This window comes from Candidatus Poriferisocius sp., assembly GCF_965208475.1.
Taxonomy (GTDB): domain Bacteria; phylum Actinomycetota; class Acidimicrobiia; order Acidimicrobiales; family Bin134; genus Poriferisocius.
Window position 1 is genome coordinate 1,481,464 of record NZ_OZ242338.1, and the last position, 24,260, is coordinate 1,505,723.

A 24,260-nucleotide genomic window follows, 5' to 3' on the forward strand; every position below is an offset into this window, starting at 1 on the left:
CTTTTTGACCGGTTATTTTGTGGTTTCCCGCCATGCCTGGAGGCCCTTTGACCGACCCGACCACCCCCTACCCCGAAGTCGATCCCAAGCCCTCCTTCCCCGAGATCGAGCGCCGGGTGCTGGAATCGTGGGTCCAGGACCAGACCTTCGCCCATTCGGTGCAGGGGCGGCCCGCCGGCGCCGACGGCGAAAACGAGTACGTGTTCTACGACGGCCCCCCGTTCGCCAACGGACTCCCCCACCACGGCCATCTGCTCACCGGCTACGTCAAAGACGTGATCCCCCGCTACCGCACCATGCGGGGCCGCCGGGTGGAGCGCCGTTTCGGATGGGACTGCCACGGCCTGCCCGCCGAGATGGAGGCCGAGAAGGAGCTGGCGGTGTCGGGGCGGGCCGCCATAACCGCCTACGGCGTCGACCGCTTCAACGACTACTGCCGCCAATCGGTGCAGCGCTACACCCAGGAGTGGGAGACCACCGTGGCCCGACAGGCCCGCTGGGTGGACTTCGACAACGACTACAAGACCATGGACCTGCCCTACATGGAATCGGTCATGTGGGCGTTCAAGACGCTGTGGGACAAGGGCCTCGTCTATGAGGCCTACCGGGTGATGCCCTACTCCTGGGCCGCCGAAACCCCGCTGTCCAACTTCGAGATACGGCTGGACGACGCCACCCGGCCCCGGCAGGACCCGGCCATCACCGTGGCTTTCGACCTGCTGCCCGAGCCCGGCGACCCGGGGCCGATGCGCATGCTGGCCTGGACCACCACCCCGTGGACCCTCCCATCCAACCTCATGCTGATCGTGGGACCCGAAGTGGAATACGCCATCGTGGAGCACGACGGCGGCCATGTGGTGCTGGCCGCGGCCACCCTGGAGGCCTATGGGGCCGAGCTGGGACAAAGCCGGGTGGTGGGCGCGGTAGCCGGGACCGAGCTGATCGGCCGGCGCTACCAGCCCCTGTTCGACTACTTCGCGCCCCTGGCCTCCAACGGCGCCTTCCGGGTGGTGGGGGCCGAGTTCGTGGACACCGCCGAGGGCACCGGCGTGGTCCATGCCGCCCCCGGCTTCGGCGAGGACGACCAGCAGGCGGCCGAGGCCAACGGGGTGCCCGTGGTGGTTCCGGTGGACGACCAGGGCCGCTTCACCGCCGAGGTGGCCGACTGGTCGGGCATGAACGTGTTCGAGGCCAACCGGGGCATCATCGCCCGGCTCAAGGAGCAGGGGCGGATTCTGCGCCACGCCACCCAAGAGCACAACTACCCGCACTGCTGGCGCACCGACGAGCCGATCATCTACCGGGCACTCAGTTCGTGGTTCGTGCGGGTCACCGAGATCCGCGACAAGATGCTGGCGCTGAACCAGCAGATCAACTGGGTGCCGGGCCACGTGCGAGACGGCAGGTTCGGCACCTGGCTGGAGGGGGCGCGGGACTGGTCGATCAGCCGGAACCGATTCTGGGGATCGCCCATCCCGGTGTGGCGCAGCGACAACCCCGAGTACCCCCGGATCGACGTGTACGGCGGCCTAGACGAGATCGAGCGGGACTTCGGCGTTCGGCCCGTCGACCTGCACCGGCCGTTCATCGACGAGCTCACCCGCCCCAACCCCGACGACCCCACCGGCGCCTCGGCCATGCGGCGGGTCCCCGAGGTGCTCGACTGCTGGTTCGAGTCGGGGTCGATGCCCTTCGCCCAGGTCCACTATCCGTTCGAGAACAAGGAGTGGTTCGAGCACCACTTCCCGGCCGACTTCATAGTGGAGTACATCAATCAGACCAGGGGCTGGTTCTACACCCTCCACGTGCTGGCCTCTGCCCTGTTCGACCGGCCGGCGTTCAACAACGTGATCTGCCACGGCATCCTGCTCGACGCAGAGGGCAGGAAGCTGTCCAAGAAGCTCAGAAACTACACCGAGCCCGAGGAGGTCTTCGCCACCAAGGGCTCCGACGCCCTGCGCTGGTACCTGATGGGCTCGCCCATCGTCCGGGGCGGCGACCTCCGCCTCGACGACTCGGGGCTCGACGACGTGCTGCGCCAGGTGATCATCCCCATCTGGAACGCCTATTACTTCTTCGCGCTGTACGCCAACGCCGACGGCATCCGCGCCAAGCCCCGAGCCAGCTCCGAGGAGCTGTTGGACCGCTACATCCTGGCCAAGACCCGCCAGTTGGCCGAGGCGGTCACCCAGCGCATGGACGCCTATGACCTGCCCGGCGCCGCCTCTGAGCTGGAGGGGTTCATCGACTCCCTCAACAACTGGTACATCCGTCGCAGCCGAGACCGGTTCTGGGCGCCGGCCCGCCCATCGTCGGCCGACGGCAAACAGGATGCCTACGACACGCTGTACACCGTGCTCACCACCCTGACCCGGCTCTTGGCCCCGTTCCTGCCCCTGGTGTCCGAGGAGATCCATCGGGGCCTCACCGGGGACTCGAGCGTTCATCTGTGCGATTGGCCCGATCCCGCCGAGCTGCCAGCCGACCCCGAGCTGGCCGCGGCCATGGACCGGGCCCGCGATGTGTGCTCCACGGGGCTGCGGGTGCGAGAGGACGAGGGGATTCGGGTCCGCCAGCCCCTGATGTCGCTCACCGTGGCCGGTAGAGAGGTAAGCGCTCTGGCGCCGTTCGCCCACCTGATCGCCGATGAGGTGAACGTGAGGGAGGTCGTTCTCAGCGACGACCTGACGGCCTACGGCCAGTTCGTGCTCCGTCCCAACGGCCAGGTGCTGGGGCCCCGCCTGGGCCAGAGCGTGCAGGAGGTGTTCGCCGCCGCCCGATCGGGCCGGTGGGCCCACAACCCCGATGGCACCGTCACCGCAGCCGGCCACACACTGTCAGGCGCCGAGTTCGAACTGGCCCTCAACCCGGCCGAGGGCACCAGCGCCGCCGCACTGCGCACCAACGATGCCCTGGTAGCCGTGGACACCGCGGTCAGCCCCGAACTCGCCGCCGAGGGGATTGCCCGAGACGTGGTCCGGGCGATCCAAGCCGAGCGCAAGAACCAAGACCTCGACGTCACCGATCGGATCACCGTGACCCTCACCGCCGACAGGGAGATCATCGACGCGATCAGAGCCCATGAGGCCTACGTCTGCGATCAGGTCTTGGCATCCGCCGGGCCTGAACTGGTCGTCTCCGGCGTGGCGCCGGTTCTCGCCGGCACGCCGGCCATCGCCGCTGGCCCGCTCCGCATCGAATTGGCAAAGACCGACTAGTCGCCGGCCATCAGCCGATCGAGCCGGCCAAGGCCCATAAGCGGCCGGCTTCGGTCAGGAGTTCTGGTAGTCGGTCTGCTCCATGCGGCGCCGTTCCTCGGCCGACACCTCAACGTTGGAGGGGGTCAGCAGGTAGACGTGGTCGGCAACCCGCTCCATGCGGCCATCCAGCCCATAGCAGAGGCCGCTGGCGAAATCGATGAGCCGCCGGGCCACCTCTCGGCTGCCGTGCTGCAAGTTCACGATGACCGCCTGTCCGCCTCGGAAGCAGTCCCCCACATCTTTGGCGTCGTCGAAAGAGGCGGGAGTCACCACCGACGGCTTGGAAGACACCGAGGGAATGGGGCGCACGAAGCTGGTATGGGGCTGCTCGGACTTCGTCTCGCCCCCAGACGGGTCGCTCGATGGTATCGGTCGGACCGAGCCGGTATCGCCTACCGGCGAATAGCGGTCTTCGGATGTCGGCGCCACGAGGCGCATGTCGGGCTCCTGGTCCATGTAGCTCCCAGAGGGGAACTCCTCCTCAGTCCCGAATCCGAGCCAGAACTTTGTTTTCTGCCACATGGATGACATATGCGCATCCCCCTCTCGGCAGTCGCTCACCTAATCCTGCCGATGGTACCCGAATCAGCCCGCAGATCGGGGTCATGGGGCTCTGATCCCCGTTCCACAGGGGGCGGAGGGCCTCAACGGGGGCGAGGCCCGAACAGCGCGGTGCCCACTCTGACCATGGTGGAACCCTCCTCCACCGCCACCTCCATATCAGCGCTCATGCCCATGGAGAGCTCGGGAAGGCCGAGATCAGCGGCTTGGGCCGCCAGCAGGCGGAAACCGGGCCGGGCGCGCTCGGGCGGGCCGGGCTCTCCCACCGCCATCAGCCCGGCAACCTCGAGGCCGGCCTGTCGGCAGCCGGCGACGAGCTGAGCAGTGTCCTGGGCAGGGCATCCCCCGCGGCCCCCTACGCCGGCGGTGTCCACCTGGACGAGCACGCGGGCGCCCGGCGCCCACCGGGCAATCTCAATAGCGGTCTCCGTGCGGTCCACGCTCTGCCAGAGGTCTATCAAGCTCGCGACTTTGCGTATCTTGTTGCGCTGGAGCCGGCCGATGAAGTGCCAGCGGGGTCGGCGCCCGTCGTCGCGCCCTTCGCCGACGCTGTCTGCTTTTGCCAGCAGATCTTGGGCGTAGTTCTCCCCCACCTCCATCAGGCCGGCGCCCATCGCAGCAAACACTGCCTCGGGGCCGAAGCCCTTGGTCACCGCCACTACCCGCACCCGGTCGCCCCCGACGCGCGTCAGCCGCTCCCGCAGCGCGCCCAGTCGGTGGGCGACTTCTGGCGCGCTGGTCACCGCACCGGCCGGCCGAAGCAGGCCATCGGGCTACCGGAGGAACGAGGGGATGTCGAACTCGTCTTCGACATCGGAGGCCAAGAGGTCGTCGTCGGCGCCACCGAACACATCGGCCACATCTGACGGGCCCGAAGAGTCGGCAACCGACATCCGAGTGGCCCGCTCGCCTTCCCACCGGTCGAACCCGGCGGCGATCACCGTCACCCTGATGTGGTCGCCCATCGCATCGTCCACCACCGTGCCGAAGATGATGTTGGCGTCGGGATGGGCCACCCCCTGAACAATCTCCGCGGCCTCATTGACCTCGAAGATGCCCAGATCCTGACCGCCCGAGATGCTCAGCAGGATCCCGCGGGCACCTTCGATGGAGGCCTCCAGCAGCGGGCTGGCGATGGCCTTGCGGGCCGCGCTGGCCGCCCGACCCTCGCCGGAGGAGATGCCGACGCCCATGAGCGCAGATCCGGCGTCCTGCATCACCATTCGCACATCGGCGAAGTCGGTGTTGATGAGCCCCGGCGTGGTAATCAGGTCGGTGATCCCCTGCACCCCCTGCAACAGCACCTCGTCAGCCTTGCGGAACGCGTCCACAACCGAGGTGTGGTCGTCGGAGATGGTGAGCAGCCGGTCGTTGGGGATGACGATCTGGGTATCGACCTTGTCCTTGAGGGCCTGGATCCCGCCCTCGGCCTGCACCGAGCGTCGGCGGCCCTCAAAGCCGAACGGACGGGTCACCACCGCGATGGTGAGCGCGCCGAGGCCCTTGGATATCTCCGCGATGACCGGCGCCGCCCCGGTGCCGGTGCCGCCGCCTTCTCCCGCGGTGATGAACACCATGTCGGCGCCGCTGAGCGCCTCCTCGATGTCCTTGCGGTGGTCAGTGGCGGCCTGGGCGCCGACATCGGGATCGCTGCCCGCGCCCAAACCTCGAGTCAGCTCTCGGCCGATATCGAGTTTCACCTCGGCTGAGCTCATGAGCAGAGCCTGGGCATCGGTGTTGACGGCCACGAACTCGACGCCGCGCAAGCCGGACTCGATCATGCGGTCAACCGCGTTGACCCCGCCGCCGCCCACGCCGATGACCTTAATGACTGCCAAATAGTTCTGGGGTTCAATCATGGGATTCCTCACTCCAAAGCTCAAACCTTAACTCTCAACAAATGGTTTATATGAATGAGAGATTGAGGCTTCAGAACCTATTCCTCTAGTTGAGGTACATCCAGCTTAAGGGCAGTTGTCCTGCCGGGTCAAGACGGGGAGCTCCGGGACGCTCAGATTCACCCTTTCCAAGCAGTTCAAGTCGACCCTTTCCAGCACGGTGGCCAGCGCGGTCGCCTTGCCGCGAGGGTCGTCTCGCGCTCCCCAATAGGCCTCACCGTCTCCGGGAAGCTCCACCACCACCTGGCCGCCCACCAGTGTGATCGAGCCGATGCCATCCCCTTTGAGAGGGATCAGGGCCTCGCTGGCCTCCAAGAGGGGCAATGCCGCATCCCGCAGCCAACCCCCTGGCTGGGGAACCGGGTTGACCAACACCACCGGCAGTTCCCAAGGAGTCGGGCTTTGCTGGAGCACCCTTCCCAGGGAATCGGCCAGCGCCCATCCCCCATCGACTGGGATCTGGGCCACCGCTTCTCTCTCGGTGACCTCAAGGGTTACCTTCCCCCCCCATGTCCGACTGGCCCGGACTTGATCCACCCAGGGCAAAGCGGCGATGGTTTTCCGGGGACCCGACAGGTCCAGCCCCAATAGCGGGGTTCCCACCTCCACCCCCGCGGCCTCCAGGATCTGGTCGGCGCCAGTGCGCGACGCGCCGATGACCTCGATCTCGTCCACATCCAAAAGAGGGCTCTGGAACACCCCGAAGGCGGCGGCCGCCAAAACGACGGCAATCCCCGCGGTGATCCATGCCCGAAGCCGGCGACGGTTCAGAACGTCATTGCGCCGGGCCTCGATCCGGGGATCAACCGGAGGGCGGTGATCGGCCAGCCCGCCGTCAGGGGTCTGCACTGAGGGCATCTCAGCCTGCCCGACCGCTCCACGGCCCTGGGCCGAAACCGACGAGACGAGTCTCCGGCCGCAGGGAAACGCCCGATCGGGCCTCGACTCGCGCGAAGACATCGCACATGAGTGCGAAGACATCGTCGGCCGAGCCATCCCGATCGGCGATGAAGAAGTTGGCGTGCTTGTCGGAAACGCGGGCGGTGCCCACCCGGCACCCCTTCAGGCCTGCGGCGTCGATGATCCGCCCCGCGTGGTCGCCGCGGGGATTGGCGAACACTGAGCCCGTATTCTGACCTCCGGGCTGACTCCCGCGTCTCCACGCCACTATGTCGGCGATCAGGGCTTGGGAAGCCGCCTCGTCGCCTGCGGCCAACCCCACTTCGGCCCACACCACCAAATGGTGGTCCGCCAACGCGGAACTCCGGTATCCTAGATTCAGCCGCGCCACATCCCACTGCTCCACACCGCCGCCCCCCAGATCGGCCACTTCGGCCCGTGTCAGGGATGCGGCCATATCGGCGCCGTGGCCACCGGCGTTCATGCGAACCCCGCCTCCCAGCGAGCCCGGCACCCCGACAGCCCACTCAAAGCCGGTCAACCCGGCCGCCGCACTCCGGCGGGCCATCACCGGAAGCCCTGTCGCAGCCCCGGCCCTGAGCTCGGTGCCATCGATCTCCACCCAGTCGTGTCCGGCGCCCAGCCACACGGCCACGCCGTCGAACCCGGCGTCGGCCACCAGCAGATTGGAGCCCTTGCCCACCACCAGCACGTCGGCGCGGTGGGCGGCCAGCGCCTCGGCCAGCGCGGCCTTGTCGGCGTCAACAGCCAAGGTCACCCCAACCCGAGCCGCACCTCCCACCCGGTATGTGGTGTGGGGGCCGATCGGGCGCTCTCGGCACACCGCTTCTGCTCCCAATACCCGGGCCAGGTCTCCAGCCAGCCGGTCCCAGTCCGCGGCACTCATCGCCGCCCGGCAAGCGTCGAGATCACCTGGTCTGGCACTCTCGTCAGATCACCGGCCCCCAGGGTCAAGCACAGGTCTCCGGGGCGCAGCATGTCGGCCAGGTGATCGGCGGCGTCATCGAGGCGGGCCACGTAGGCGACATCCCGCCCCGGATGGGCGTCGGCCACCGCCTGCCAGATGAGCTCCCCGGAAACCCCGGGGAGGGCCGGCTCCCCGGCGGCGTAGACGTCGGTGATGATCACCTTGTCGGCGGCTTCGAAGCAGTGGGCGAAGGCCGTCCACAGCTGCGAGGTACGGGTGTAGCGGTGGGGCTGGAACACGCAAACCACCCGATCCCAGCCGCCCTCGGATGCGGTCTTCAGCGCACAGGCCACTTCGGTGGGCAAGTGGGCATAGTCGTCGATGAAGTCGATCCCAGCGGCCTCGCCTCGACGCTCGAACCGCCGGGCCACCCCTCCGAACCCGGCCAAGGCCCCGACGGCGTCGGGCCAGTCCACCCCCAGCTCGCGGGCCATGGCCAGCGCCCCCAGCGCATTGAGGGCGTTGTGGTCTCCGGGCATGGGCACGATCACCGAGCCCAGCGGTTCATCGCGGCAGAAGACCTCGCCGACCACCGTGTGCCGGTCGCGGCGCAGGCCATTCCAGCGGTATTCGACATCAGGTCCGGTGCCATAGAGGACCCGGTCGCATCCCTCAGAGACCCTCACCGCGCCGACGTCGTCGGCGCACACCACCAGCCCATCGGCAGCGCCGGCGCAGAACCGGGCGAACTCGGCCTCCAGATCGGCCTGAGGGCGGTCGGGGCGCAGGTGGTCGGGCTCAACGCTGGTCACCACTGCCCGACTCACGATCAGCTCTCCGAATGTCCCGTCGCTCTCGTCGGCCTCCACCACGAACCACGGACTCCCAGACCATCGGGCCCCGATGCTGCCATCGGCCATAACCCCGCCGACCACGAAACCGGGATCGGCGCCGGCCGCCACCAGCACATGGGACAGCATGGCCGCAGTGGTGGTCTTGCCGTGGGTGCCGGCAACAGCCACCGTGGAGCGCATTGCGGTTATGGCCGACAGGATCTCAGCCCGGCGGTGTACCGGAATGCCGGCCCGACAAGCGGCGACAACCTCGGGATTGTCGTCGCCGATCGCGCTGGAGCGGGCAACCAGGTCCGCCCCCGACACCTGGGAGGCGTTATGGCCGACGAAGACATCCACCCCCTGAGCGCGCAGGCGGTCGAGCACCGGGGAGTCGGCTATGTCGCTGCCGCTCACCTGGCAGCCAAGGGCGCTCAACACGACGGCGATGGCCGACATGCCTGCTCCGCCCACGCCCAAGAGGTGAACCCGGGCCGCTGAGCTCAGATTTACCATATGCCCTATTGTTGCTTCCTCCGACGACGCGGTACGGGTTGGCGAGCACACTCCTCCAGCAGATCAGCTACCCGATTGTCGGCATCGCGGCGCCCCAATCCGGCAGCAGCCATGCCCATGGAAGCGAGGAGCTGAGGGGTCGCCAGCAAACCGTCGACCTCGGAAACCAGACGGGCGCCATCGAGCTCGGCGTCGGACACCATCACCGCCCCTCCAGCGGCTACAAGCCCAGCGGCGTTGGCCGTCTGGTGGTCTCCAGGCGCCCCCGGCAGCGGAATCAGCACCGAGGGCAGTCCGACGACGGCCAACTCGGCCACGCTGGTCGCACCGGCTCTGCCCACGACCAGGTCGGCCGCGGCGTACACCCCTGCCATGTCCTCCTCGAACTCAACCGCTCGGTAGTCGAGCGAGGCGTCGGACAGGTCGGGGCGCAAATGGGCCAGATCCTGCCAGTCTCTGCGACCCACAACGTGGTGGATGGCCAGGTCGCGGCGATCGGCCAGGCGGCGAGCGGCGTCGAACGCCGCCCGGTTGATACGGGCGGCCCCCAGCGACCCTCCGGTCACCACCACCAGTCGGCGCTCGCCCCCCACCCCGAGGGTGGACCGGGCACCGGCCCGATCTCGGTCTCGATCCACATTCTGCACCTCATCGCGCACCGGATTGCCGGTGAGCACCGGGCGGGGCAACTCGGTCCCCGGAAACGACACCGCTGACGCCCGGGCCCAGCGCCCGGCCAGGCGGTTGGCCATGCCTGGAGCGGCATTCTGCTCCGCGACCACGAATGGGATCTTGAGCTGCCGAGCGGCCAGCGCGCAGGGCACGCTGGCGTAGCCGCCCAGGCCCAGCACTACCGCCGGCCGGAGCCGTCGCAGCAGGCGGCCGGCCTGAACCACGGCTTGGGCCAGCCCCCAGGCCGACGACAGGTTCTGCCATGACAACCGCCGCTCCAGGCCCCGTCCGGGCAGCAGGGTCAGCTCGAATCCGGCCCCCGGCACCAGATCGCGCTCCACCCCCCGGATGGATCCCACAAAGTGGATGCTCTCGGGCAAATGACCGCGGCGCACCAAGGCCCGGGCCACGGCCAAACCGGGATGGACGTGGCCTGCGGTTCCCCCCCCGGCAATTGCCGCCCAGGCCCGGCGGCACCCGGACGCCCCGACCGGCGCCTCATCTGGTGTCGACCCGCCCGGCTGGTATGGGAGGTTCACGGTTCGACTCGGATTTGCCGGGCGATGTTCAACAGCACGCCGGCGGCCGCCATGTTCATCAACAGTGCAGAACCGCCCACCGACAAGAACGGCAGGGGAACCCCGGTGACCGGCAGCACCCCCACCACCGCGGCTATGTTCACGAACGCCTGGGCACCCACCCACATGGTTATGCCCGCGGCCAATACCTGCCCGAATCGGTCGGGGCTGCGGAGGGCCACCCCGATCCCGCAGATCACAAAGCCGGCGAACAAGGCGATAACGAACACGGCGCCCAGCCAGCCCATCTCCTCAGCCAGGACGGCGAAGATGAAGTCGGTGTGGGCCTCGGGCAGGAATCCCCACTTGATCCGGCTCTCCCCCAGCCCCACACCGGTGGCGCCGCCAGACGCGATGCCCACCCGAGACTGGATGGTCTGCCAGCCGGAGTCCAGGGGATCGGCCCAGGGGTCGAGCATCGACAGCACCCGGTCGCGTCGGTAGCCCGACCCCCAAGCAGCCAGCGCGGCCGCCCCGGCGCTGAGCAGCGACCACCCGGCCAGCGGGAGAAGGGGCACGCCGGCCATGAACAACGCGGCGAAGGCGATCAACCCGACGATCACCGCGGTGCCCAGATTCGGCTGGAGCAAGATGAACCCGGCCATCAGGCTGCACACCACCAGCACAGGGCGGATGGTGATGCGGGCATCGCTTTCCCGGCCCGCCTTGTCGGCCAGCCACGCGGCGGCGAACAAGGCCATGGCCAGCTTGGCCAGCTCGGAGGGCTGGAAGCTGATCGGGCCGAAGTAGATCCATCGAGTGGCCCCTTTGGCCGTCGTGCCGATCCCGGGCACCAAAACGGCCACCAGCAATCCCATGGTGAGCACCACCATGGCCCTGGCGTACTTCCGCCAGTACCGATAGTCCACCCGCATCACCAGAACCAAGGCGACCAACCCGCCAACGCTCCAGACAAGCTGGCGCTGGAAGGTGAACCAGGTGGACTGGCCGACATACAGACCGGTAACCGACGATACCGACAACACCATGACGAGGCCGATGGCCGTGAGGCTTATGACCGATCCGAACAGCAGGTAGAACGGCGCGGTGGCCTGGCCCACCGGCGCTGAAAGGAGCGCTGCCGCCCAGCCTCTTTTGGGGATGCGGGGAGCAATGGCTGTCATGGCGATCCTCCGATCATCGCTCGAACCACACGGGCGAAGTGGTCGCCCCGCTCCGCGTAGGAGCCATACCAGTCGAACGAGGCGCAGCCCGGCGACAGCAGCACCGCGTCGCCGATCCGGGCCCGCTCGGTCGCCAATCCCACCGCCTCGTCCATCGACGAGGCCGGCACCGCCGGACACCGACCGGCAAAAGCCCTCTCCACCTCGGACGCGGCTTCGCCGATGGCCACCACCGAGCGCACCCCGTCGGCGACCTCGGCCAGCGGGCTCAAGTCGAGGCCCTTGTTGCGGCCTCCGGCGATGAGAACCGCCGGCGCGGCCGACCTAACTGCGGCGCATACCGCATGGGGGGTGGTGGCCTTGGAGTCGTCGTAGTAGCGAACGCCGCCGTGCTCGGCCACCAACGCCATCCGATGGGGCAGCCCGGCCCATGTCGCCATGGCCGTCCTCACTCCCTCCAGGTGGGCGCCCCCGGCCATGGCCACCGCCGCCGCGGCCAGTTGATTGGACAGCTCGTGGGGCTGCGACCGGCGCAACTCGGCGATGTCGGCCAACTTCTCCGACTCCGCCCACAGCGCCCCGCCGTTGACGTGATAGTCGCCCTCGCTGAGCCCATACGTCAGCACCCGGCCCCTGCCGGGGGTGTGGGAGACGACCACCGGGTCATCGCCGTTCACCACCGCGGTGGTGTGCTCGCCGGCCCGGCGCCACAACGCGGCCTTGGCCCCCCGATAGCTGCTCAGCGACGCGTGGACGTCGAGGTGGTCGGGGGCGAAGTTCAGCCATGCCCCTACCGAAGGCCGAAAGCACCGGCTGTGGCCTAGCCGGAAGGAGGACGCCTCCACCACGAACGCATCGCACTGGGGATCGGCGATGGCCTCCACCAGCGGGGTCTCCGTGTTTCCCGCCACCCTCACCGCGATGCCGGAAGCCTCCAGCATGGCCGCAGCCAGAAGGGTCACCGTGGTCTTGCCGTTGGTGCCGGTCACCGCCAGGGTCGGACGGGAATCCCATCTCTGGGCCAAGTCGAACTCGGAGACCACCGGTGTGCCCGCGGCGGCCGCAGCGCCGAGCGCAAGATGGGACTCGGGCAGCCCCGGGGTGGGAACTACCGCTCGGGCACCGGCCACCAGATCGGGCCAGTCATCGGGAGCGGGTCGCTCCCGCAGATCGACGCCCAGCGCGGCGGCTTGGCTGCGGAGTTGGCCATCGGCGGCGTCGTCGGTGGCAATCACCCGGCAGCCGCGCGCTTTCAACTGGGCGCCCACCGCCCGGTTGGTTATGCCGAAGCCAACCAAGAGCACCGTCGCCTGGCTCAATCCGCCCCCCCGATGGAAACGAAGTCGGCATAGAAGAGTCCGAGCGCCACCGCAGTGGCGAACCCTGTCATGATCCAGAGTCGGATGATCACCGTGGTCTCCGGCCAGCCGCCGAGTTCGAAGTGGTGGTGAATGGGGGCCATGCGGAACACCCGGGTGCCGAACACGCGGAAGCTGAACACCTGGATGATCACCGACAAGGTCTCCATCACGAACAGGCCGCCGATGATGGGCAACAGCAGGTGGGTGTTGGTGGCCAAAGCCAGCGCGGCGATACCGGTACCCAAGGCCAGCGATCCGGTGTCACCCATGAATATGCGGGCCGGAGCGGCGTTCCACCACATGAATCCCGCACTGGCGCCCAACTGGGCCGCGGCGAGAACGGCCAAATCCAAGGCGTGGGCGATGCCGTATATGTCCTGGTTGCGGAAGGCCCAGAAGCCGATGAGCACGAACGCGGCAAAGGAGAATATCGAGGCCCCCGCGGCCAGGCTGTCGAGGCCGTCGGTCAGGTTCACCCCGTTGCTGGTCGCCAGGATCAGCAGCACCGCCCAGAGTCCCCAGCCCCACGGCCCCAAGTCGATGTTCAGTGAGTTGTACCGAGTGAAGGAGAGCTCGGTGCGCACGTCGGTGAGGTGGATCATCAACACCGCGAATCCCACCGCCACGCTCAAGAGGCCCAATATCTTGGTCCACTTGCCCAGACCCAGGTTGCGCGCCCGGGTCACCTTGAGCCAGTCGTCGACGAAACCGACGATGGCCGATCCCACGACGGCGCCCATCACGATCAAGCCGGTGCGGGTGAAGATGCCGCTGTGGATATGGCTGAAGGCGTACCCGGCCAGCCCGCCGACCACGATGGCCACCCCGCCCATAGTGGGCGTGCCCGCCTTGCTGACATGGCCCTGGGGACCGTCTTGGCGGATGGGCTGGCCGATGGAGTGCCTGCGCAGAAAGGTGATCAGCAGACGGGTGCCGACCACCGAGACCGCGCCGGCGATGGCGACCGCTAGGAGCAGGCGGATCATCGGCCAGCACCCAAGGCCTCTCGAATCACCGCGCGGTCGTCGAAGGGGAGATCCCGGTCGCCCACGACCTGGGTGGATTCGTGCCCCTTCCCGGCCACGATCACCACATCACCCGCAGCAGCGCCGGCCAGACATCGGGCAATGGCCGCTCGGCGGTCGGGCTCCGTCGAGACCCTTCCGGGGCTCGTGGGCCCGCCGCCCAGCAGTTCGGCCAACGGGTAGCCGAAATGCTCGGAAACCCCGGCCAGCACATCGGCGATGATGGCCTCTGGGTCCTCAGAGCGGGGGTTGTCGGAGGTCACCACCACCTCATCGGCCAGCGCGGCCGCGGCCCGGCCCATAAGAGGCCGCTTGGCGGGGTCGCGGTCGCCTCCGCAGCCGAACACCACTCTCAGACTCCCGGACCCGGCCACCAGCTCCCTGCCGGCAGCCAGCGCCTGGGCCAGGCCGTCGGGGGTGTGGGCATAGTCCACCACCGCCGTGAACGGGCGATCCGACTCGACCACTTCGAAGCGGCCCGGCACCGGGGCAGCCGATTCCAGCCCGGCCACCACCTCGCCCACGCCGGCGCCGAGCAGGAGTGCGGCTTCAGCCGCGGCCAAGGCGTTGGCCGCGTTGAACCGGCCGATCAGAGGCAAATTGACATCCTGGCCTCGCCATCGCATGGTCAGACCTCGGGACTTGAGTCGAACCGGCAGGCTGCCGGGGTCGTAGACCACGGTGGGGATGCGGGCCGTGGACGCCAGCCGGGCACCGTGCTCGTCGCCTCGGTTGACCACCGCTCGGTCGGCTAGGTCGGGGGCGAACAACCGGGCCTTGGCCGCGAAGTATTCGCCAACGGTTCCGTGATAGTCGAGGTGCTCAGAGGTGAGATTGGTGAACACCGCGGCATCGAAGCCGACGCCGTCCACCCGGTGCTGGTGCAGAGCATGACTGGACACCTCCATAACCACCGCATCCACGCCGGCTGTTCGCCAACCGGCCAGTTGGCGCTGCAAGTCGAGGGATTCCGGGGTGGTCCTCGCACCCGTCAGCGTGCCGAGGACCTCGGTCCGCAAGCCGGCGACGGCCAGCACCGAGCCCAACAGGCCGACAACCGTTGTCTTGCCGTTGGTGCCGGTCACCCCGGTCACGATCATGGAGCGCGACGGATGGCCGTAGAAGGCCGCGCTCATGGGGCCCATGGCCCGACGCACTGAAGCGGTCTCCACTTCGGGGCACCCCAGCCCCAGCGGGCGCTCCACCACCAGGCCCGCCGCTCCCCGGACAATTGCGTCGGCTGCGAAGTGGTGGCCGTCGTGGTCGGCCCCCGGCACGCAGAAGAACAAGTCGCCGGGTTCCACCACCCGCGAGTCATGGGCCAGCCCGGTGATCGCGGCCTCGCCGCGGCGGCCGGCCAGGCCGGGGGCGGCCTCCGCCAGTTGGTGCAGCGCCACGGCCGGGGCTGTCATGGCCCATCCTCTGGTGGGGACGGCTCACTGGGCGCGGGGTCGGGCGCCCCCGACTCTGGGGATGCTGCCGGTTGTTCGGAGTTTTCCGGTATCAGCTCAGATGTGGCCGCCGCTGTCGGGGCGGTCGTGGGCGCGGGCGCAGCCTCAGCAGAGGCTTCGGGCGTGGCCAGCGGGGGCGGCTCAGGCGCGGGCTCAGGCGCGGGGACCGGCTCGGGCGTGGCCGGCGGGGGCGGCTCGGGCGTGGGGGCGGGGGGCGGCTGGGGCGTGGGGGCGGGCCCCAGTTTGGGCGTGACGATCACGATGTCGGCGGGCGGCGCGATACGGAGACGTTGCAGCGAATACTTGGCCAGTTCGGAAAACAGCGGAGCGGCGGCTTGGCTGGCGTAGAAATTGGCGACGGGCTCGTCGATCACCACGACCATCGAGAGCTGGGGATCTTCTGCCGGATAGAAGCCGGCGAACGTGGCCGTGTAGCGGCTGAAGCCCTCGCTGTCCTCGTAGCCACCGCTAGACAGCACCTTCTGTCCAGTGCCGGTCTTGCCGGCAATGGTGTAGCCCTCAACCTGGGCATTTCGCCCTGTCCCCTCCCGCACCGCCGTGACCAGCATCTGGGTCATCTGCGCGGCGGTGCTCGCCGACACCACTCTCACCGGCTCGCCCCGCCCCAATGGGATGTCCTGGCCATCGGCCCCGACCGCTGAGCGGACCAAAGTGGGCGGTACCCGCACCCCGCCATTGGCCAGGGTGTTGTATGTCATCAACACCTGCATCGGGGTGGCCAGAATGCCCTGGCCCAGCGCGAAGCTGCCCACGTCGGTGCCGCTCCAGGTCAACAGCTCGGGCACCAACCCGGATGACTCACCCTTGAATCCCAGTCCCGTAGCCGATCCCAGCCCGAACTTGGACAGGTAGGCGGCCAAGCGGGTGGAGCCGAGCACCAGAGCCCATTCCACGGTGCCGGTGTTGGACGAACGGCCCAGTATCTCCTCCATGCTGTAAAGCACGGTGCCGTACTCGGTGTGGTCGGTGAACTCCTGGTCGTAGAGCTGAAGCCAGTGATTGACTTCGCGCACATGGTGCGGCGCGCCCAGCCCTGCCTCGATCACACCGGAGAACACCACGCTCTTCATCACCGACCCGGGCTCATACGACCAGGTCACCGCCCGGTTCTCGCCGAGCGAGACCGGGTTGCCCTCACCATCGCGCCCCACCGAGGCCATGGCCAGAATCTCGCCTGTAGTGGGATCCATGATGATGACGGTGCCGCTAGCTGCATCGACTTGGTCGATTTGGCGCTTCAGCGCCCGCTCAGCCTCGAACTGAAGCGAGCGGTCAATGGTCAAATACAGGTCGGCGCCCGGCTCCTCGGGCTTGATCCTCTGGGCGCCGGTGGGGATCGTGCGCCCATCGTGGCTGCTCTCCAACACCATCTCGCCGGGCACGCCGCCCAGCAAGTCGTCGTACTGGTACTCGAGGCCGCTGATGCCCTTGTGGTCTACGTCCACAACCCCCACCACGCCTTGGCCCAAACGGGCGCCGGCTGGATTGAACCGGGCCGACTCCTCCACCAGGAACACGCCGCCCAGCTCGAGGGCGGCCACCCGGGCGGCCACGTCATCTGGCACTGTGCGGGCCAGATAGGCATGCTGGTCGGGCTCGCTCAGAAGCTGGAGAAGCCGCCCCTCGTCCATTTCCAGCACGGGAGCGAGAGCGGCTGACGCTGCTGGGGGATCATCCACTTGGCTTGGGTCGGTCCATACGGTCATCTGGGGCACCGATATGGCCAGCTCCACTCCATTGCGGTCAAAGATGGAACCTCGGTCGGCGGTCAGCTTGATGGTTCGAATCCGCTGCTGCTGGCCGTATTCCACGTAGGCGTCGGAGCGAAAAAGCTGAAGGTCGGCCAGTCGAACGCTGAAGGCCAGCCCCACCAGGGCGAACACCACCACGATCGCCGCCCCCCGCCGGCGCTGGGAGCGAGTCCCCACGGCCTTCTCGGAGTTGGTCACCCCGCTCCACCCCCGGCCAGCTCCACCGGCAGCAGATAGACCCGGCTGTCGGGTTCCACCATCCCCAATCGGTACAGAGCCTCCGACTTGATGCGGTCGGGGGCCTCGGCCCTGGCCACGTAGAGCCGCAGCCTCTCGTTCTCAACCCGGACATCTTCGAGCTGCCCATTCAGATCATCAAGGGTGGCCTGGCGATCGACGATCACCGCGTGGAACAGGGCGAGAGCGAACAGGGCGATCACCACCGTTGCCGCGGTGGCCCAACCCACCAGGGACATCAATCTCCGACGGGGCCCCGGGGCAGGCTGGAGGTGCCGGCGGGGATGGGCGGCGGGCCGAGCCGGCGCCGGGCGGGGGTGTTGTTGCGGAGCAGCCATCATGCCTCCCCCCCATCGGAGGCTGCACTCCGCTTGACAAAGGCCCGGAAGCGGGCGCTGGAAGCTCTCGGGTTGTCGGCGATCTCAGCCGGGCTCGGACGGCGGCTGCCCCGGGGAACCAGCTCGATGGCGGGCGGCGTCTGGGAGGCAGGCCGGGGCAGACCCCGAAAGCGGGCTTCATCGTCCAGCCCCGCCCGGCGGCGCAGCAACCGCTTCACAATGCGGTCCTCCCCGCTGTGGTAGCTGATGACCACCCCCCGGCCGCCGGGTGCCAGCCGGTCGGTGGCCGTGTCCAGAGCGGGCTCGATCTGGCTCAGCTCATCGTTGACCGCGATGCGGATGGCCTGGAAGGTCCGCTTGGCCGGATGCCCTCCCCGCCGCCGGGCCGGTGCGGGAATGGCATCGCGCACCACATCGGCCAGATCAGTGGTCGAGGCAATAGGCCGGGCCGCCGCGATGGCCGCCGCGATGCGGTTGGCGTAACGCTCGTCGCCGTAGGACCGCAGGATGCCGGCCAGCTTCTCGATGGCCCAGCCATTGACCACCGCGTGGGCCGACTGCTCTTGGGCGGGATCCATCCTCATGTCCAGCGGTCCGGATTGCCGGTAGCTGAACCCCCGTTCGGCACTGTCGAGCTGCGGCGAGCTGACCCCGAGGTCGAACAGAACTCCCACCACGATGGGCGAGCCGAGGGAGTCCAGCACATCGCCCAGATCATCGAATCGAGCCTGGCGGATTGCCGCACCCCGCCCGGCCAGGGCAGAGGCCGCGGTCTCAACAGCCGCCGGGTCCCGATCCAGACCGATGAGCGAAAGGTCGGGTCGGGCGTTCAACAGGGCTCTGGCGTGGCCGCCTCCACCCACCGTGGCATCGAGAATGGCGCCCGATGGCACCGCTGACAGGTGCTCGACCACCTCGGCCACCATGACGGGGTGATGGACGAATCGACGATCGATCGCTCTCAGTGTCCCCCCGTTCATGGTCTTTTCGTCTCCTTCGCCGCAACGTTGGCTTGCTGTTGAGGGATCAGCTTTTGCGTCCGGTGGAATCGAACGGCAAGAATGTCGCTAATCGGCAGTCCTCCGCCCGGCGACTGCACTCCGGGATTTCTCCCCGGTTGTGTCAGATGGCAAGCGGGCGGAGTAGGGGCCTTCCATCTCGTCGGACGGAGGACTGCCCATTAGCGGCCCAAGGGCTGTGGCTCACATCGCGATCTCCGTTACAAGCCGTGCTCCATCGACCCGCATTACAGCCACCGATCCACATCGGCTTCACCCAGACTCGACTGAAGCGATTCCCATTCCGGCGCGTCCCACACCTCGCCGCGGTTGAATACCCCGGCCAACACAACCTGCTTGCCTATGCCCAGCACCTCGCGCTTGGAAGAGGGCAGGCTCAACCGGCCTTGGGCGTCAACGGTCACCGGCTCGAGGCTGGAAGAGAACCGCCGGAGCTCATCGCTGGTGGCCTCCCCGGCCCGCACCGCGGCCTCGAGCCGCTCCAAAGCCCCGCGGGCCTCGCCGGCCGTCCAGATCCCCAGGCAGCGCCGATAGATCGCCACATAGGCCCCTTCGGCCAGCACCGAGCGAAAAGCAGGCGGCAGTGATATTCGACCCTTGTCGTCGAGGGACCGCCGATGTTCACCGGTGAGCATGATGCCCTCCGAGGCGGCTGAGTGCTTTCCCCTTATCTCCCACTTCGGCCCACAATATCCCCTACAGCCCCACCGTGCAACCTGCTCCGGAAAACACCAGCCTCGTGTCGCCGCGGCCGGGCTCATCGCAGCCAGGACGCCCTCAGGATTCCTAGGGTCAGAGGCGGTCCCGCTTGGGGCCTCTACTGGGGAAGGGAGGCCACCAAGGCGGCCTGAATCTCCTCGGCGAGGGCCGTCACCGTCCATGTCGTCATCGACATGGCATCTCGGAACTCATCAAGCTGGCCGGGAGGCACAGCCAGGCAGTCGACCAGCTTCTCAGGTTCCCAGCGTCGGTAGACCAGCGTCTGGAACCGGGCTGTTGTCCGGGTGCGGCGCTGGGAGATCCCCACCGCTTTGGCCCTTTCGACCAGCACCTCTCCCGGCCCCCGGCCGGCAAAGCAAGCCAGCCGGCCCCACCGTCCGGGCTGGTAGCGGGGGAACACCTCCCCGCCGGCGATGCCCAATGAAGCCAGGGCTGCGGCCCACGCTTTTCCCAGCCACAGAGGCGCCCGGTTCACATCGTCTTCCCACAGCGGGTCGTCGCGGCCGATCACCACGTCGATCCATACCGAGTCATCGGGGGCCAACAACACTGCCCCTCCGCCGCTGCGGCGCCGCACCACGGCTAACCCCCCGGAGCTCTGGCCCGCGGCGAACTCGGCGCGTTGGGCCGAGCCCAGCACCAGCGCGGCGTCGAGGGGCGACATCAGCCACACTTGCCGACTGGCATGGGGCTCGGGGTCTCGGCCGTGCAGTTCCCCCACCGACCCGCTCAAGCGATGAGTGTCCCACCCGCCGTCGGCCGGCATGGGTCTATGCCGTCGATGAGGCCACGCGGGCGGTCGGGACGCGGCCCCGCGTTCTCAGCAAGCTGCCGGCACTCGGAGGACCTGCGCGCATATGCCGGCACAGCCCTAGGCGACGGACTCGGCCGTTGGATCCAGATAGGGCAGCCAGTCGGAAGGCACATGGCCGACCGCGGAGGCCACCCACGCCGAGCGGGGCGGCTCAGCCGGCGGGCGCATCAGCCGCATGGGGGTCTCGGAGAGGAGCCGGTCTCGCTTGGCCATGTTGCATCGCCGGCAGGCGGCCACCACGTTCTCCCACGAGTGGGCCCCTCCCCGGCTGCGGGGCCGGACGTGGTCGATGGAATCGGCATGGCGACCGCAGTACTGGCAGCGATAGCCGTCGCGGGCGAACACCCCCCGGCGGCTGAGCCCACCAGTGCGGAAGAACGGCACCGTCACGTAGTAGCGCAACCGGACCACCGACGGCACCGGCACCTCGAGCCGCTCGGAGCGGAACTGCTCGCCAGACTCCAGCACCACCTCGGCCTTTCGGGCCATGACCAAGATGACGGCGCGCCGGGGGGAAACCACGCTCAGCGGCTCGAAAGAGGCGTTAAGCACCAGCGCCCGGCTCATGGGGAAAACCATAGTGAACCAGCGGGGCGGCCTTGCGCGGTTTACTGAGAAGGCACCCCTGCTTCGCGCCTCCGAAAGCGGCAGTTCAGCATGTTCTCACCGGGATCGCTCCCAGCATTTGCACCACCGCAAGTAGGAGATCAGATCATCGCCGCGGGGCTGTGCTGCGGCGTCGCCGTACATGGTGACCATCCGAAATCGCAGATAGTCGGGGTCGGGAACCATCCCCAATCGCCGTGCCTGCCTCACCGCGGTGAGCCAAATGCCGGGGTGGAAGAGCAGGGTCGCAACCATTCGGGCCACAAGGTCAGGCTACGCCCTCCGATGTGCGCCCGGTACGATGGGCGGATGGGAACACTTGCCGTCACCGGCGACCACGACGCCGACCAACTCCTCATCGATGATCCATTCGCCCTGCTGCTGGCCATGATGCTCGACCAGCAGATCCCTATGGAGTGGGCGTTCAAGTCGCCCTTCCGATTGAAGGAGCGCATCCCCGACGACTTCTCTGCCGATCGCCTCGCCGTTATGGACCCCGACAAAGCCGAGGCTGCCTTCAAGGAGAAGCCCGCCCTGCATCGGTTCCCCGGATCGATGGCCCGCCGAGCCCAAGAGCTGGCCCGCCACCTCGTCGACCACTACGACGGCGACGCCGCCCGGGTATGGACCGAGCCCGCCTCCGGCCAAGAGCTCCTCAACCGCCTCAAAGCCCTCCCCGGCTACGGCGATGAGAAGGCCAAGATCTTCCTGGCCGTGCTGGCCAAGCGCTTCGGGGTGACCCCCGAAGGCTGGGAATCCGCCGCCGGCCCATTCGCCGACCCCACCCCCCGCACCGTCGCCGACATCGACAGCCCCGAAGCCCTCGCCCAAGTAAGAGCCTGGAAAAAAGCCCAAAAAGCCAAAGGCAAAACCAAGCAAGAATAAGCCTGAATCCACCGCTTTGGGTTTGTGGGGATCGGTGCCGCTGCGCAGGAGATGCTATCCACCGGTACTGAGCTTTCCCTCACCCCACCCCAGGAATACGCGCGGGCTCGAAACTCAGGGGATGAGGGTGATTTGGGAGTCGAGCCAGCCTAAGAGGATGGCTATACAGCGGGGGTCGGAGTAGAGGCGGTGGCCGGCGCCGCTGATGATCCGCAGTCCCGCGTCGCCGTGGGCGTCGGCGATGGCCCGGGCGTCGAGGGGCGACACTTGCCGGTCGTCGGAGCCGTGCAGCACCAGCATGGGCCGGGGGGCGATTTCGGCGGCGCACCGGTCGACGCGGATCGACTGGGCCGCTTTGGCCCATGAGTCCACCGAGTCGGGGAAGTCCGGCGCGGAGATGATGCCCAGCGAGCGGGCATACTCCACCACCCCAGAGGCATCGAGCCCCCAGTGGGCGAAGTCGACGGGCGCGCCCATGGCGGCCACTCCCCTGACCCGGTGGTCATCTTGGGCCACGAAGGCCGTCAGCGCGCCGCCGATGCCGAACCCTGCGAGCCAGACCCCTTCAACCTGCTCCAACCCATCCATGTACTCGACCGCACTGCGGACATCGTCGGCCCATCCGTCCAGCGAGAAATCGCCCTCGCTGTCGCCACATCCCCGGTAGTTGAGCACCAGCGCGGCCCACTCCATGTTCTGCGCGATTCGATCGGCCAGCGAATAGATCCGCTCGGCCGCCCTCGAGCCCCCGTTGGCGGCCGACGGGAAACCGGGACACAGCACCACACTGGGCAGCGCCCGCATCCGCCGGTTCTCGGGCAGAGCCAAATGCCCGACCAGCTTGAGGCCGCTGGTGGTCTGCCAGTGAGTCACACCGCCCGAGGCCGATAGCCGCGGTTTCGGGCTTCGGCCAGGTTGTCCGGTCCGAAAACCAGGTACTGCTCGGATGCCACCAACTCCTCGATGACCGACTCGTCGCTCACCTCATCCAAGTCGTAGACCAGCTGGGAGCGCTTGTCCCCCACATACCGGAAGCCCTCCAACGACCGCGGCCTGTCCATGCCTAAACCGTACCGTCTTGGCCGCCCGTATCCTCGGCTGGGGGCCCGAGGGCGCCAATGGCCTCCAGATACCGGCCCTCTAGGTCGAGCACCACCACCACATCCAATGCGTCGATGTCTCGACCGGATTCTGCGGCCTTGGCCAGCACATAGTCCACCGAGTCGTCATCGCTGGTCACCGTATGCCCATCCCGGCCCTCGGCCGCGGCGGCAGACACATCGGCCCGCCCATAGGTGGCCGAGCCCCGCAGCCGCAGAAGATCCAGCCGCCACAAGAGCACCGCCTCCACATCGTCGTAGCTCAGCTTGGCCGACAGCGACTCGGGGAGGCGCTCGGCCACGAAGCCAACCGCCTCGAGCAAGTCGTATACCGCCCTCGCACGAGTGTGGGCCAACCGGGACGACGCTCGCATCACCGCATAGGCGGCCAGCCCGACCACCAGGATTGCGGCAAGTACCAGTAAGAGCGTCAGATGCCGATGCGCTGAGCCAGGAGCTCGCGGTGATAGGTGGGATCGCCGAAGAGGAGTTCCGACGACTTGGCCCGCTTGAAGTACAGGTGGGCGGGATGCTCCCAGGTGAAGCCGATCCCGCCATGGATCTGGATGTTCTCAGCCGAGGCGTGGAAGTAGGCCTCCGAGCAATAGGCCTTGGCCAAGCTGGCCACCGAGGGAAGCTCGTCGTTCAGCTCCGAGGCGCACCAGCCGGCGTAATAGGCAGCCGACTTGGCCGACTCCACCTCCAGCAACATGTCGGCGCACTTGTGCTTGATGGCCTGGAACGACCCGATGGGCCGTCCGAACTGCACTCGGTCTTTGGCGTACTGCACCGACATGTCCAGGCACATCTGGGCGCCGCCCACCTGCTCGGCGGCCAGGGCCACCGCGGCCAGATCGAGCACCCGCTCAAGCACCGGCCAGCCCCCGCCCTCGGCCCCGATGAGGGTGACCGGGGTGTTGTCGAAGTCGAGACGGGCCTGCTTGCGGGTCTGGTCCATGGTGGACAGCGCAGTGCGGGTCAACCCCTCGGCGTCGCCGGGACACCAGAACAGGCTGACCCCGCTGGAGGTTCGGGCCGCCACCAGCACCGCATCAGCGGTGTGGCCGTCGATCACGAACATCTTGGTGCCGCTTACGCGCCAGCCTGCGCCGCCGGAGTCGGCTTCCACGGTGATGCCCGACTCGTCCCACCGGCCGTTCTCCTCGGTGAAGGCCAGCGCGGCCACCGTCTCGCCGGCGGCGATGCCCGGCAGCAGGGCGGCTTTCGCCTCCTCGTCGCCGCTGTGGATGAGGGCGTTGCCGGCCAACACGACGCTGGAGAAGAACGGGGCGCACAGCAGCGCCCGGCCCATCTCCTCGAGCACCACGATCAGCTCGACATAGCTGAAACCGCTGCCCCCGTACTCCTCGGGGATGATGAGCCCCTGCAACCCGAGTTGCTCGGCCATCTGGTTCCAGACCGCGTCGTCGTATCCCTTCTCGGTGTCCATCTGCTCTCGGACCGCCGACTCGGGTGACTTGTCCTCTAAGAACTGCCGGACGAAGCGCCGCAGCTCTTCTTGTTCCTCGCTGAAGGCAAAGTTCACGGCCCTGTTTCTACTAGACGACAGCACGAGTAGCCACGCTGCAACCCCCTGCCCTGTCGATTGGCTCGCTGCCCTCCCCGCTGATGACCTGTCACCGAGCCGATCGATGGGGCACA

Annotated in this window: 24 protein-coding genes; 2 read left to right on the forward strand and 22 right to left on the reverse strand. The window is 68.0% G+C overall.

The features are described from left to right. Positions 1 to 32: 32 nt before the first annotated feature. Positions 33 to 3,218: an isoleucine--tRNA ligase gene (gene ileS / locus ACOGXA_RS06915; protein WP_419926537.1), complete on the forward strand. Its 3,186-nt coding sequence runs from the start codon at positions 33 to 35 to the stop codon at positions 3,216 to 3,218. A gap of 54 nt (positions 3,219 to 3,272) precedes the next feature. Here the strand turns inward: ileS and ACOGXA_RS06920 are convergent, their stop codons facing one another. The 18 genes from ACOGXA_RS06920 to ACOGXA_RS07005 all read right to left on the reverse strand — a co-directional run bounded on the left by ACOGXA_RS06920 (position 3,273) and on the right by ACOGXA_RS07005 (position 20,877). Then, entirely contained in the window at positions 3,273 to 3,791 is a 519-nt protein-coding gene (locus ACOGXA_RS06920) for a cell division protein SepF (RefSeq protein WP_419926538.1), read from the reverse strand. A gap of 113 nt (positions 3,792 to 3,904) precedes the next feature. Then, on the reverse strand, positions 3,905 to 4,564 hold the full coding sequence (locus tag ACOGXA_RS06925; RefSeq protein ID WP_419926539.1) for a YggS family pyridoxal phosphate-dependent enzyme: 660 nt from the start codon (positions 4,562 to 4,564) through the stop codon (positions 3,905 to 3,907). A gap of 30 nt (positions 4,565 to 4,594) precedes the next feature. Next, a complete protein-coding gene (gene ftsZ, locus ACOGXA_RS06930; RefSeq protein WP_419926540.1) occupies positions 4,595 to 5,680 on the reverse strand; it encodes a cell division protein FtsZ in 1,086 nt (361 codons plus the stop codon). A 105-nt stretch (positions 5,681 to 5,785) separates the two neighbouring features. Beyond that, positions 5,786 to 6,577, reverse strand: a complete 792-nt coding sequence (locus ACOGXA_RS06935) for a cell division protein FtsQ/DivIB (RefSeq protein ID WP_419926541.1) — start codon at positions 6,575 to 6,577, stop codon at positions 5,786 to 5,788. 1 nt (position 6,578) lies between these two features. Then, on the reverse strand, positions 6,579 to 7,526 hold the full coding sequence (murB, locus tag ACOGXA_RS06940) for a UDP-N-acetylmuramate dehydrogenase (RefSeq protein WP_419926542.1): 948 nt from the start codon (positions 7,524 to 7,526) through the stop codon (positions 6,579 to 6,581). Continuing rightward, positions 7,523 to 8,896, reverse strand: a complete 1,374-nt coding sequence (murC, locus tag ACOGXA_RS06945) for a UDP-N-acetylmuramate--L-alanine ligase (RefSeq protein WP_419926543.1) — start codon at positions 8,894 to 8,896, stop codon at positions 7,523 to 7,525. The genes murB and murC overlap by 4 nt, the downstream gene beginning before the upstream one ends. 5 nt (positions 8,897 to 8,901) lie before the next feature. Beyond that, positions 8,902 to 10,107 carry an undecaprenyldiphospho-muramoylpentapeptide beta-N-acetylglucosaminyltransferase gene (gene murG / locus ACOGXA_RS06950; RefSeq protein WP_419926544.1) on the reverse strand — a complete coding sequence of 402 codons (1,206 nt, stop codon included), beginning with the start codon at positions 10,105 to 10,107 and terminating at the stop codon, positions 8,902 to 8,904. Beyond that, a complete protein-coding gene (ftsW, locus tag ACOGXA_RS06955) occupies positions 10,104 to 11,270 on the reverse strand; it encodes a putative lipid II flippase FtsW (RefSeq protein ID WP_419926545.1) in 1,167 nt (388 codons plus the stop codon). Before ftsW ends, murG begins: the two co-directional genes overlap by 4 nt. Then, a complete protein-coding gene (gene murD, locus ACOGXA_RS06960) occupies positions 11,267 to 12,589 on the reverse strand; it encodes a UDP-N-acetylmuramoyl-L-alanine--D-glutamate ligase (RefSeq protein WP_419926546.1) in 1,323 nt (440 codons plus the stop codon). Before murD ends, ftsW begins: the two co-directional genes overlap by 4 nt. Continuing rightward, the gene (mraY, locus tag ACOGXA_RS06965; protein WP_419926547.1) at positions 12,586 to 13,617 is read right to left on the reverse strand and encodes a phospho-N-acetylmuramoyl-pentapeptide-transferase; all 1,032 of its coding nucleotides are present in this window, start codon (positions 13,615 to 13,617) and stop codon (positions 12,586 to 12,588) included. The genes murD and mraY overlap by 4 nt, the downstream gene beginning before the upstream one ends. Next, complete coding sequence (locus ACOGXA_RS06970; protein WP_419926548.1) at positions 13,614 to 15,068, reverse strand: UDP-N-acetylmuramoyl-L-alanyl-D-glutamate--2,6-diaminopimelate ligase; 1,455 nt, start codon at positions 15,066 to 15,068, stop codon at positions 13,614 to 13,616. The genes mraY and ACOGXA_RS06970 overlap by 4 nt, the downstream gene beginning before the upstream one ends. Beyond that, complete coding sequence (locus ACOGXA_RS06975) at positions 15,065 to 17,077, reverse strand: peptidoglycan D,D-transpeptidase FtsI family protein (RefSeq protein ID WP_419926549.1); 2,013 nt, start codon at positions 17,075 to 17,077, stop codon at positions 15,065 to 15,067. The genes ACOGXA_RS06970 and ACOGXA_RS06975 overlap by 4 nt, the downstream gene beginning before the upstream one ends. Continuing rightward, positions 17,074 to 17,355 carry a hypothetical protein gene (locus tag ACOGXA_RS06980; RefSeq protein ID WP_419926550.1) on the reverse strand — a complete coding sequence of 94 codons (282 nt, stop codon included), beginning with the start codon at positions 17,353 to 17,355 and terminating at the stop codon, positions 17,074 to 17,076. Before ACOGXA_RS06980 ends, ACOGXA_RS06975 begins: the two co-directional genes overlap by 4 nt. Positions 17,356 to 17,453: 98 nt before the next feature. After that, positions 17,454 to 18,434: a 16S rRNA (cytosine(1402)-N(4))-methyltransferase RsmH gene (rsmH, locus tag ACOGXA_RS06985; protein WP_419926551.1), complete on the reverse strand. Its 981-nt coding sequence runs from the start codon at positions 18,432 to 18,434 to the stop codon at positions 17,454 to 17,456. A gap of 266 nt (positions 18,435 to 18,700) precedes the next feature. Then, positions 18,701 to 19,108 carry a division/cell wall cluster transcriptional repressor MraZ gene (locus ACOGXA_RS06990; protein ID WP_419926552.1) on the reverse strand — a complete coding sequence of 136 codons (408 nt, stop codon included), beginning with the start codon at positions 19,106 to 19,108 and terminating at the stop codon, positions 18,701 to 18,703. A 182-nt stretch (positions 19,109 to 19,290) separates the two neighbouring features. Continuing rightward, positions 19,291 to 19,959 carry a lipoyl protein ligase domain-containing protein gene (locus ACOGXA_RS06995; protein WP_419926553.1) on the reverse strand — a complete coding sequence of 223 codons (669 nt, stop codon included), beginning with the start codon at positions 19,957 to 19,959 and terminating at the stop codon, positions 19,291 to 19,293. A gap of 105 nt (positions 19,960 to 20,064) precedes the next feature. Beyond that, a complete protein-coding gene (locus tag ACOGXA_RS07000; protein WP_419926554.1) occupies positions 20,065 to 20,574 on the reverse strand; it encodes an HNH endonuclease in 510 nt (169 codons plus the stop codon). Positions 20,575 to 20,670: 96 nt separating this feature from the next. After that, on the reverse strand, positions 20,671 to 20,877 hold the full coding sequence (locus ACOGXA_RS07005; RefSeq protein ID WP_419926555.1) for a hypothetical protein: 207 nt from the start codon (positions 20,875 to 20,877) through the stop codon (positions 20,671 to 20,673). A gap of 45 nt (positions 20,878 to 20,922) precedes the next feature. On the opposite strand from ACOGXA_RS07005, the gene ACOGXA_RS07010 reads away from it, so the two are divergent. Then, positions 20,923 to 21,498 (forward strand): HhH-GPD-type base excision DNA repair protein, encoded by a 576-nt coding sequence (locus tag ACOGXA_RS07010; protein WP_419926556.1) that lies wholly within the window; start codon positions 20,923 to 20,925, stop codon positions 21,496 to 21,498. Between the two features lie 114 nt (positions 21,499 to 21,612). Here ACOGXA_RS07010 and ACOGXA_RS07015 read toward each other — a convergent pair whose 3' ends face one another. From ACOGXA_RS07015 to ACOGXA_RS07030, 4 genes are read right to left on the reverse strand one after another with little or no spacing between them, the layout of a single operon-like run. Continuing rightward, positions 21,613 to 22,371 carry an alpha/beta hydrolase gene (locus tag ACOGXA_RS07015; RefSeq protein ID WP_419926557.1) on the reverse strand — a complete coding sequence of 253 codons (759 nt, stop codon included), beginning with the start codon at positions 22,369 to 22,371 and terminating at the stop codon, positions 21,613 to 21,615. Next, on the reverse strand, positions 22,368 to 22,559 hold the full coding sequence (locus ACOGXA_RS07020) for a hypothetical protein (protein WP_419926558.1): 192 nt from the start codon (positions 22,557 to 22,559) through the stop codon (positions 22,368 to 22,370). The genes ACOGXA_RS07015 and ACOGXA_RS07020 overlap by 4 nt, the downstream gene beginning before the upstream one ends. A 2-nt stretch (positions 22,560 to 22,561) precedes the next feature. Continuing rightward, entirely contained in the window at positions 22,562 to 22,999 is a 438-nt protein-coding gene (locus tag ACOGXA_RS07025; RefSeq protein WP_419926559.1) for a hypothetical protein, read from the reverse strand. A 29-nt stretch (positions 23,000 to 23,028) separates the two neighbouring features. Further along, positions 23,029 to 24,144 carry an acyl-CoA dehydrogenase family protein gene (locus ACOGXA_RS07030; protein ID WP_419926560.1) on the reverse strand — a complete coding sequence of 372 codons (1,116 nt, stop codon included), beginning with the start codon at positions 24,142 to 24,144 and terminating at the stop codon, positions 23,029 to 23,031. Between the last annotated feature and the right edge of the window lie 116 nt (positions 24,145 to 24,260).

Excerpts from the sequence above, each read along its gene's own strand:
- ileS (WP_419926537.1), top strand. The coding sequence starts at position 33 with ATGCCTGGAGGCCCTTTGACCGACCCGACCACCCCCTACCCCGAAGTC.
- ACOGXA_RS06920 (WP_419926538.1), bottom strand. The coding sequence starts at position 3,791 with ATGTCATCCATGTGGCAGAAAACAAAGTTCTGGCTCGGATTCGGGACT.
- ftsZ (WP_419926540.1), bottom strand. The coding sequence starts at position 5,680 with ATGATTGAACCCCAGAACTATTTGGCAGTCATTAAGGTCATCGGCGTG.
- ACOGXA_RS06935 (WP_419926541.1), bottom strand. The coding sequence starts at position 6,577 with ATGCCCTCAGTGCAGACCCCTGACGGCGGGCTGGCCGATCACCGCCCT.
- murB (WP_419926542.1), bottom strand. The coding sequence starts at position 7,526 with ATGAGTGCCGCGGACTGGGACCGGCTGGCTGGAGACCTGGCCCGGGTA.
- murC (WP_419926543.1), bottom strand. The coding sequence starts at position 8,896 with ATGGTAAATCTGAGCTCAGCGGCCCGGGTTCACCTCTTGGGCGTGGGC.
- ftsW (WP_419926545.1), bottom strand. The coding sequence starts at position 11,270 with ATGACAGCCATTGCTCCCCGCATCCCCAAAAGAGGCTGGGCGGCAGCG.
- mraY (WP_419926547.1), bottom strand. The coding sequence starts at position 13,617 with ATGATCCGCCTGCTCCTAGCGGTCGCCATCGCCGGCGCGGTCTCGGTG.
- ACOGXA_RS06970 (WP_419926548.1), bottom strand. The coding sequence starts at position 15,068 with ATGACAGCCCCGGCCGTGGCGCTGCACCAACTGGCGGAGGCCGCCCCC.
- ACOGXA_RS06980 (WP_419926550.1), bottom strand. The coding sequence starts at position 17,355 with ATGTCCCTGGTGGGTTGGGCCACCGCGGCAACGGTGGTGATCGCCCTG.
- rsmH (WP_419926551.1), bottom strand. The coding sequence starts at position 18,434 with ATGAACGGGGGGACACTGAGAGCGATCGATCGTCGATTCGTCCATCAC.
- ACOGXA_RS06990 (WP_419926552.1), bottom strand. The coding sequence starts at position 19,108 with ATGCTCACCGGTGAACATCGGCGGTCCCTCGACGACAAGGGTCGAATA.
- ACOGXA_RS06995 (WP_419926553.1), bottom strand. The coding sequence starts at position 19,959 with ATGCCGGCCGACGGCGGGTGGGACACTCATCGCTTGAGCGGGTCGGTG.
- ACOGXA_RS07000 (WP_419926554.1), bottom strand. The coding sequence starts at position 20,574 with ATGAGCCGGGCGCTGGTGCTTAACGCCTCTTTCGAGCCGCTGAGCGTG.
- ACOGXA_RS07010 (WP_419926556.1), top strand. The coding sequence starts at position 20,923 with ATGGGAACACTTGCCGTCACCGGCGACCACGACGCCGACCAACTCCTC.
- ACOGXA_RS07020 (WP_419926558.1), bottom strand. The coding sequence starts at position 22,559 with ATGGACAGGCCGCGGTCGTTGGAGGGCTTCCGGTATGTGGGGGACAAG.